Raw genomic sequence first — 9,036 nt, forward strand, 5'->3', positions numbered from 1 at the left:
AGATGAGGCACATGGCGCACACTTTGCCTTTCATCCCCAACTACCTACTCCAGCTTTACGTTTGGGTGCTGATCTAACGGTACAGTCGATTCACAAAGTACTTGGTGCTCTGACACAGGCATCAATGTTGCATATTCAAGGGAATAAGATCAATAGCGATCGCATCAGTAAAGCTTTGCAACTTTTACAGTCTACGAGTCCTAGTTATTTGCTTCTTGCTTCTCTGGATGCAGCACGCCAGCAAATGGCAGTTTATGGAAAAGAATTAATGCGTCACTCATTGGAACTAGCGGAGGAAGCGAGAAATCGCATTAGTCAAATTCCCGGCTTATCGGTTTTCGATCTCGCGTCCAAGGGATCAGGCTCTGTGACTTTAGATAGAACCCGCTTAACTGTGACTGTTTCTGAGTTAGGCTTGAGTGGCTTTGAAGCTGATGAAATTCTCAATGATAAGCTGGGTGTAACTGCTGAATATCCGTCACAACGACATCTCACCTTTATCATCAGTTTGGGCAATACCCAACAGGATATTGAGCAATTAGTGCAAGCTTTTACAACTCTTGCTAAAGATTATCGAACAACTCCATCACCGGCCTTCAATTCTTCGGGCTTGACTTTAAAACCCCCTATGTGGGATGATTCTTTTTGTAAGATCGGTAATTATGACCATATTTCGCCTCGTGAAGCTTTTTTCGCAGAAACAGAAACGTTAGAGTTACAAAGCGCAAGCGATCGCATTTGTGCAGAAATTGTCTGCCCCTACCCCCCTGGTATCCCTGTCTTAATGCCTGGAGAAGTTATCAATAAAGTTACTTTAGAATATTTACAATATATCCAAAACTCGGGAGCGTTTATCAGTGGTTGTGCTGATAGTAGCTTAAAAACTTTGAAAGTTGTCAAGTAATAGACTTAATTATATAAGTGCCGATTTTCTATTGCCTGTTGCCTTTTACACGCTTAAAATTGGGAAAGCATAAATATACAACAGTTGCTGGTTTTTCCAATTTTAACTTGCTTAATATATTACATGAACATAAAAATTTTTGTTTCAGCCCTACTTCTTTCATTACTAACAACTTGCTATGGAGCGGCTTTTGCTCAAACCTCGTCTGGGATCAACACACAGCCTAATGCTCAAGAGACACAAAAAATCAATAACATCAAAGAATTGTTAAGAATAACAGGTGCATCGAGTCTTTCTCAACAAATTGTAACGCAATTGTTCATGAGCTTGAAGTCCCAATATCCACAAGTACCACAAAAATTTTGGGATACTTTTTTGGCTGAATTTAAACCAGACGACTTATTGAATGAACTTATTCCTATCTATAGTAAGTACTACTCCAACGAGGATATAAACCAATTAATTGCATTTTACCAATCACCTATCGGTAAAAAAACAATTGCAGTTCTTCCTCAACTCACTCAGGAATCTGTACTTATTGGTCAACGATATGGACTAGAAGCTGGCAAAAGAGCCATACAGAAATTAGAAGAGGAAGGGTATTTACGTCCTCAACAAAAATGAAAGGTAACTCTTAGCAGGGAAAACTAGGTCGCCCACCATTCAACTCGGTTTCAACCTACCTTGCAATAAATTGTCTCAGACCAAAGCAAGGCTAGCTTCTGTCTCTTCCTCTAGCTCATAACCATGAGTCAGTTTTTCAATCGCTTGGTCAATCAACTCTACACCTTGGGATACAGTTTCAATCACACTCAGCTGTCCCCGTAAGTCAGCAGCGCCTACAAAGCCTTTAGCATACCAAGTCATATGCTTACGTGCTTGACGCACACCGCGATCGCCTTTATATTCCCACAAAGCTTGTAAATGATCCCTGGCACATTCCAACCGTTGAATAGGGGTAGGTGGTGTTAACTTTTCGCCAGTTTTGAGAAAATGATCAATTTCTCCTACTAAAAACGGATAACCCAAGGTTCCACGGGAACACATGACCCCGTCAGCACCAGTTTCTTCTAAACACTTCACCGCAGCTTCAACTGAGAAAATATCGCCATTAGCGATGACTGGGATAGAAAGAACTTCCTTAACCCGAGCGATCCATTCCCAACGAGCTTTACCATTATATCCTTGGGCACGGGTGCGTCCATGTACCGTGATCATTTTTGCTCCTGCATCCTGCATTCGCTGAGCAAAATTAAGAATAATGATCTCCCTGTCATTCCAGCCAATACGGGTTTTTACCGTTACAGGTACATTAACAGCCTTCACCACTTCTCTAACAATTGCCTCAGCGACTTCTGGCTGACGCAGCAGTGAAGAACCACCCCCATTTTTGGTAATTTTATTTACAGGGCAACCCATATTAATATCAATAGTATCGGCTCCCTCCTCAACTGCCTTGACAGCTGCTTCTGCAAGAAAATCTGGACGACAGTCAAACAATTGAATACTGATTGGCCTTTCGTTGGGATCTACCTCCATGATTTTGGGCAACGCTTTAACATAATGTAGCCCCGTTGCATTTACCATCTCGGTATACATCATTGACTCTGGAGCATAGCGACGCACCAAACGACGAAACACCATGTCTGTGACTCCAGACAAGGGCGACTGTAAAACCCGACTTTTTACTTCAAAAGAGCCAATTTGTAAAGGAGTCGAGAGTCTAGCTTTCAAACTAGGAGATAGGGCAATGGGCATAGGGCATAGGGCATGGGGTATTGGGTATTGGGTATTGGGTATTGGGTATTGGGTATTGGGTATTGGGTATTGGGTTTTTCTTATGTGAATACCTGACCTCAATAACAATAACAGTAACTATAAATATAACAACTAACCCTAATCCCCAGTCCCCAGTCCCCAGTCCCCAATACCCAGTCCCCATTCCCCATTCCCAAAAGACGGCAAACACCACTTTGATGTTACGGTTCACCCCAATTCCTCGTAGTATTAATTCTCATACATTAGACACAGTGAAAGCGATTGAATCGATGATCCAATTTAAAGAAAACAAATTCTGAATCTTAACCGTCCTAAAAAGGTTCGGAAAACCACCCTTCAAGGACTGGTTTTAGGAGTTCAGTATATATGTCAGCATAGTTTGGGATAAATCCCCCAAAGAAAAACCAAACCAAAGGAATTTATGCTGAACTGGCTGCTTTACTAATGTAGCTGGTAAAAAATTTAGCGTTAAATACTCCCATTCATTCTTTAGTAGTAATACGGAGCCAGAATCTAAAATGGCAAAAGTTGTTGGAATTGACTTAGGTACAACGAACTCCTGCGTAGCAGTAATGGAAGGTGGCAAACCCACAGTTATTGCCAATGCAGAAGGTTTTCGCACAACACCTTCAGTAGTAGCCTTTGCAAAAAATGGCGATCGCTTAGTCGGGCAAATCGCTAAACGCCAATCGGTGATGAACCCCGAAAATACCTTTTATTCTGTAAAACGCTTCATCGGACGCCGTTACGAAGAAGTTACTCACGAAGCGACAGAAGTTTCTTACAAAGTCCTTCGCGAAAGCAGTGGCAACGTCAAGCTAGAGTGTCCTGTTGTTGGTAAGCCCTTTGCTCCAGAAGAAATTTCTGCACAAGTTCTTCGTAAGCTAGTTGAGGATGCGAGCAAATACATTGGAGAAACTGTAACTCAAGCAGTTATCACTGTTCCCGCTTACTTTAACGACTCCCAAAGGCAAGCTACCAAAGACGCGGGTAAAATTGCTGGTATAGAAGTACTACGGATTATCAACGAACCCACTGCAGCTTCCCTAGCATACGGTTTCGACAAGAAGAGTAACGAAACTATCCTCGTATTTGACCTTGGTGGTGGTACCTTCGACGTATCGATCCTAGAAGTAGGTGACGGTGTGTTTGAAGTACTGGCAACATCTGGTGATACCCACCTTGGTGGTGACGATTTCGACAAAAAAATCGTTGACTACTTGGCTGAAGAATTTAGAAAACAAGAAGGCATTGATCTACGTAAAGATAAACAAGCCTTACAACGTCTAACCGAAGCTGCGGAAAAGGCAAAAATTGAACTTTCCAGCGTTACTCAAGCAGAAATTAACCTGCCATTTATCACAGCTACTCAAGACGGTCCGAAGCATTTAGATACAACCCTGACACGTACTCAGTTTGAAAAACTGTGCTCAGATTTGATTGATCGTTGCCGCATTCCTGTAGAAAATGCCCTACGTGATGCCAAATTAAATAAGGGAAATATTGATGAGGTTGTACTAGTTGGTGGTTCTACCCGTATTCCGGCTGTTCAACAATTAGTGAAGCAGTTGTTGGGTAAAGATCCCAACCAAAGCGTTAACCCTGATGAAGTGGTAGCAGTTGGTGCAGCTATTCAAGCAGGTGTTCTCTCTGGTGACGTTACAGGTATTTTGCTGCTAGACGTAACACCACTATCCTTGGGTGTAGAAACCTTAGGTGGTGTAATGACCAAAATTATTCCTCGCAACACCACTATTCCCACCAAAAAATCAGAAGTCTTCTCAACTGCCGTGGATGGTCAAACTAACGTGGAAATTCACGTCCTCCAAGGCGAACGGGAAATGTCAAATGATAACAAGAGCTTGGGAACTTTCCGCCTAGACGGTATTCCTCCAGCACCACGGGGTGTACCTCAAATTGAAGTTATCTTCGACATTGACGCTAACGGTATTCTAAACGTTACCGCTAAGGACAAAGGTACTGGTAAGGAGCAGTCTATCAGTATTACTGGTGCTTCTACTTTGGATAAGTCTGATGTTGAACGCATGGTGAGAGAAGCTGAACAAAACGCTTCTGCTGACAAAGAACGCCGTGAGAAAATCGACCGCAAGAACCAAGCTGATTCTTTAGCTTATCAAGCTGAAAAGCAGATCCAAGAATTGGGCGATAAAGTTCCTGCTGCTGATAAGACCAAGGTTGAAGGTTTGGTAAAAGACCTGCGAGATGCTATCTCTAAAGATGACGATGAGCAGATCAAGAAAGTCATGCCAGAACTACAACAGGTTCTGTTTACAGTTGGTAGCAATATTTATCAACAGTCTGGTGCTGGTGCGTCTGCTAGCGCTTCTTCTGATGGTGCTGGTAGTAGTTCCTCCTCTACTAGTGGCGGTGATGATGTAATTGATGCTGATTTCACCGAGTCCAAGTAAGGGGATAGGGAGCAGTTATCAGTGAACAGTAAACAGTTATCAGTGGTCAAGGTGTATGATACTGGGCTTAAACCCAAAGAAAAACACATTACTCTTCTTGACTGATAACTGATAACTGATAACTGATAACTGTTACCTAACCTGCATTACCCCAACCGTTTTCTGGCACACCCAACATTTGGAGGATTTTTTCCACATTGTCTAAATCCCCAATAATTCGTCGAATAGGTTGAGGCCAAACTCTCACAATAGTAGGAGTAGCAGAAACCTGATTTGCTTCTGCTTGTTCTGGATGAGTTAAAACATCGATGACTTTTAGAGTGTAAGGTTGGCCTAAGTGCTGCTCTAAGAGTTCATGAAGATTTTGAAGAATGCGTTCGGTACTGGGACCATGTCCTGCAACGAACAAACGGAGAACATAACCTTGGGTTTTTGATTGTACTTGTTGTGCAACTGCTACTGGTTGATAGTACAACTGCGCTGGCTCTGAAACATCTAAACGCACAACTAAGTCGTGATCTTCCCAAAGTTGTGGGAACGATGAGTAATACGTCGCCAATACCATGCGATCGCACAACCCCTCTTGCCAAGGAGCCTGCTGCCATACTAGTTCACCTGTACCAAAAATTGCATTAAGGACAGCTTGATGTCGCATAACCACTGGATATGCTTCAGCAAAAGTCCTGATTTTTTTGCTATGGGGGTCTAACCAATGATCAATAGTTGCCGTGTAGCACGGTACTAAGAAGTGAGGTGGCTCCGGTAAATCTAGAATTTCCTGTAACGTAGAGCATAAATGTAAATGCCATCGACCTTGCTTGGTAGGGTCTAGGGTATAGATTAAATCTCCCCCTGGTGTAAATAGAGCAATGCCTTTAAATAGTTGTGGTGAAGGTAGTTTGTTTGAAGTCAAGGGAAGGGAATAGGGGGTAGGGAACAGTGAACAGTTATCAGTAAACAGTGATCAGTGATCAAGGTGTATGGTATTCGGCTTAAACCCAAAGATAAACATATTATTCCTGGCTGATAACTGATAACTGATAACTGATAACTGTTTCTATACTCTACCGCGAAGGAACTGCGCCATCTCGTTAGGAGTAGGTGACATTTCTAAAGCGGTTTCTTCGGTAATACGACCTTCTTGGTAAAGGTTGAGCAAAGACTGGTTCATAGTAATCATCCCATCAAAACCGGCTTGCTTCATAAGTTCGGTAATTTCATCATATTTACCGTCTTTAATCCAGTCTTTGACAGCTTCAGTGTTGATTAAAATATCATGGAAAGCAGCGCGCTTCCCGTCGGTTGTGCGACACAAACCTTGGGCAATAACTGATACTAAGGATTCAGAAAGCGCCACCCGCATTGCTTCTTGTTCTTCCCCTGAATAGAGATTGAGAATACGCTCAATGGTTTTTACAGCGCTGTTGGTATGGAGTGTCCCCATAACTAAGTGACCAGTTTGCGCAGCTTTCAGGGCGGTGTTGACCGTTTCTTTATCCCGCATTTCTCCAACTAGAATTAAATCTGGATCTTCCCGCAAAGCTGCTTTCAAAGCGTTGTCAAATTTGCGGGTGTGCATTCCCACTTCCCTCTGTTTGATCAAAGATTTTTGGCTTTTGTGTACAAATTCAACTGGATCTTCAATGGTGATGATATGCTTAGGCATCTCTTTATTAATGTAGTCAATCATCGCTGCCATTGTGGTGGACTTACCAGAACCAGTTGGACCAGTTACCAAAATCAGACCTTTATGGTAATGGCAAATATCTCTAAAAACTGGGGGTAATCTCAACTGTTCTATAGTTAAGATTTTGAGCGGAATTAACCGCAGCACCATCGCGTAGCCTTTGAGGGAGTCGAAAATATTTATCCGTACGCGAGCAAAGTCGTACTGCGTCGCGCCGTCAAATTCTAGATGTTCTATAAAGCGCTGAATTTCTGTATCTGTCAATACCTCCTGCATCCAGCTGTTAAAAGTTTCTTTATCGGTTTCAGGATAATCTGTTGTTTGGATTTCTCCTCGGTTGCGAAAGCGAGGTACTTCACCTACACCAAGGTGAATGTCAGAATACCCTTTATCATAAGCTTCCTTAATCAAGTGTTCTAAAGTTAATCCTGAAGCGTTTTTACGGTGTAAGGAAGGTGGTACGGATGGCGGGGTTCCCGGACGATGGGCAGAAGGAGCATGAGGTGTACTTCTGCTACTTGACATGTCCAATGTTTGTGTTTGCTGACGCTGTGTACTCCCCATTGCTGGTGGAGGCGGAAGCGGAGGCATATTACGGACTGTAGTGGTGGTTGAATTTGATAAATCTTGTGATTCTGTCATAAAAAAAAATGAATGTATGTAAACGAGTTAATCTGAGCTTCTTTTGACTCTGGTTTTCCCAATAGGTTTTTCGTTGTGTTGATACTAAAAATTCATTTCTCTTGTCGCAGAACGACAGATCAGCAAAGCCTGTCTCTGCTGTATACTTTTTATTGTTTCAATCAAAATTTTGATTAGTTCAACATATTCACTTTGAGCAATATAGACAGGTTTAACACATTCTCTAGTTCAAGATAGACGATGAAAATACTTGGTTATTAAAGTAATAAAAAATACATAAATATTGCTAATATATACGGTAATTCACATAAATATCAAGATGCTATTGTTAATTTCTCAAAGGGTTAACCCTTGAGGAATTAAAGTGCTTATTTTTGGCTGTTATTTCTCCCAGGAATAAATTTCGCTTTCAACCAAAGAGTGTGCTTGAATCCGCAGAACTTAAGATATATCTATCTGATGGGTATGACCCCTCATAAATTCACTTAGCACGATTTTTTTATGATCGAGAGTTCACTGTTCCCTATACTCTGTTCGCTTCTTTATTAATTTGCTTAAGTTTAATGATGATTTATGAGAATCAACACTACTTTTTATAAGAAATATTAAGCAACCGAGGGAAGAATTCCCTAAAATTTAGCAACTTGGGGCATATTATGAGGTTCTATGTCTAAAGATAGATGGCGGAGGATCGCTTTTCCTCAAATCTATAACCAGACTTGGATCCATAATTATTAGAAATTAACTGTAAAGTTTATTAAAAAAATGCTCATCTTGGCATTTAGTTTTTATATACTGAACTTCACTAATTGTTGATCTCACTCGAAAAACGAGAGATTTCTAAATCCTAAATTTTCGTTGTATTTGCGAGGAAAAGTCATGACTTTGTCTCAAACGTCTAATTTAAGCAAGAGCAACTCCTTATTTTTGATCAAAAGCTTTCTGATCTGGACTTTCACCCTGGCAGTATGCTTGCTGGTTGTCGGTTTTCCTTTAGTTGTTTTGATGGCTACTGTTGGGTGTTTGTTGTCGGTTGTTCTGCAATCTGTAATGCCTGTCAGTGCGGTTTTGCTTGTAGCTGGCAGTTTGGTTATGTTGAATGTTATGGCAGTTGTTTTTGCGGCAGGTATGTTAACTCTTAAAGGAGTTCATCCTAAGCAAGTCAAATGGTTAAGTTGGCTCCATGGAGAAACAGACCAAACGCAAACCACTGTATATGCTGCTTGCCCTTTAACTTGTGAAGTCAAGATGTAACCATCACACTAATATTCGACAAACAGAACATCTGCCCGGTTAAGCCGGGTTTTTTCATGGGGAATTTTTTCAACAGAATTCAGGAGACAGGAGTCAGGAGACAGGAGTCAGAATTCAGAATTATTGGGACGGGGATTTAAATACCCCATGATTATTCGTCAGTCGTATACAATTGATGCGGTACCATCCCAAATGTTTGAATTTATAATTATTTTTGACACTCCCCGCTCTAAAGAGACGGGGATTCTTAAGACACAAATGCCTTAATATCCTTATCGCTAAGGTTCCCAGGCTCAACGCGTTGACGAGAGCGGCGCGCTGATTTCTCCTTACGTTGTTTC

7 protein-coding genes are annotated in these 9,036 nt (G+C 41.6%); 4 read left to right on the plus strand and 3 right to left on the minus strand.

Annotated features, from left to right (window positions below; all coding sequences use genetic code 11):
• Both G4P69_RS33855 and G4P69_RS33860 read left to right on the plus strand, forming a co-directional pair.
• Positions 1-904: aminotransferase class I/II-fold pyridoxal phosphate-dependent enzyme (locus G4P69_RS33855; RefSeq protein WP_390693744.1), on the plus strand; the 904-nt coding region annotated here is incomplete at its 5' end.
• Between the two features lie 123 nt (positions 905-1,027).
• Positions 1,028-1,528 (plus strand): DUF2059 domain-containing protein, encoded by a 501-nt coding sequence (locus G4P69_RS33860; protein WP_208354238.1) that lies wholly within the window; start codon positions 1,028-1,030, stop codon positions 1,526-1,528.
• Positions 1,529-1,603: 75 nt separating this feature from the next.
• On the opposite strand, the gene dusB is transcribed toward G4P69_RS33860, so the two are convergent.
• Positions 1,604-2,662: a tRNA dihydrouridine synthase DusB gene (gene dusB, locus G4P69_RS33865; protein WP_208354243.1), complete on the minus strand. Its 1,059-nt coding sequence runs from the start codon at positions 2,660-2,662 to the stop codon at positions 1,604-1,606.
• Positions 2,663-3,201: 539 nt separating this feature from the next.
• Between dusB and dnaK the strand changes: the two genes are divergently transcribed.
• The gene (gene dnaK / locus G4P69_RS33870; RefSeq protein ID WP_208354249.1) at positions 3,202-5,112 is read left to right on the plus strand and encodes a molecular chaperone DnaK; all 1,911 of its coding nucleotides are present in this window, start codon (positions 3,202-3,204) and stop codon (positions 5,110-5,112) included.
• A gap of 136 nt (positions 5,113-5,248) precedes the next feature.
• Here dnaK and G4P69_RS33875 read toward each other — a convergent pair whose 3' ends face one another.
• Both G4P69_RS33875 and G4P69_RS33880 read right to left on the minus strand, forming a co-directional pair.
• Positions 5,249-6,025: a circadian clock KaiB family protein gene (locus G4P69_RS33875; protein WP_208354251.1), complete on the minus strand. Its 777-nt coding sequence runs from the start codon at positions 6,023-6,025 to the stop codon at positions 5,249-5,251.
• A gap of 144 nt (positions 6,026-6,169) precedes the next feature.
• On the minus strand, positions 6,170-7,441 hold the full coding sequence (locus G4P69_RS33880; protein ID WP_208354253.1) for a type IV pilus twitching motility protein PilT: 1,272 nt from the start codon (positions 7,439-7,441) through the stop codon (positions 6,170-6,172).
• Between the two features lie 879 nt (positions 7,442-8,320).
• Here G4P69_RS33880 and G4P69_RS33885 point away from each other — a divergent pair.
• A complete protein-coding gene (locus tag G4P69_RS33885; RefSeq protein ID WP_208354255.1) occupies positions 8,321-8,695 on the plus strand; it encodes a hypothetical protein in 375 nt (124 codons plus the stop codon).
• Positions 8,696-9,036 lie beyond the last annotated feature (341 nt).

The sequence above is a fragment of the Aetokthonos hydrillicola CCALA 1050 genome, assembly GCF_017591665.1.
Lineage (GTDB): Bacteria > Cyanobacteriota > Cyanobacteriia > Cyanobacteriales > Nostocaceae > Aetokthonos > Aetokthonos hydrillicola.

Excerpts from the sequence above, each read along its gene's own strand:
- G4P69_RS33860 (WP_208354238.1), top strand. The coding sequence starts at position 1,028 with ATGAACATAAAAATTTTTGTTTCAGCCCTACTTCTTTCATTACTAACA.
- dusB (WP_208354243.1), bottom strand. The coding sequence starts at position 2,662 with ATGCCCATTGCCCTATCTCCTAGTTTGAAAGCTAGACTCTCGACTCCT.
- dnaK (WP_208354249.1), top strand. The coding sequence starts at position 3,202 with ATGGCAAAAGTTGTTGGAATTGACTTAGGTACAACGAACTCCTGCGTA.
- G4P69_RS33880 (WP_208354253.1), bottom strand. The coding sequence starts at position 7,441 with ATGACAGAATCACAAGATTTATCAAATTCAACCACCACTACAGTCCGT.
- G4P69_RS33885 (WP_208354255.1), top strand. The coding sequence starts at position 8,321 with ATGACTTTGTCTCAAACGTCTAATTTAAGCAAGAGCAACTCCTTATTT.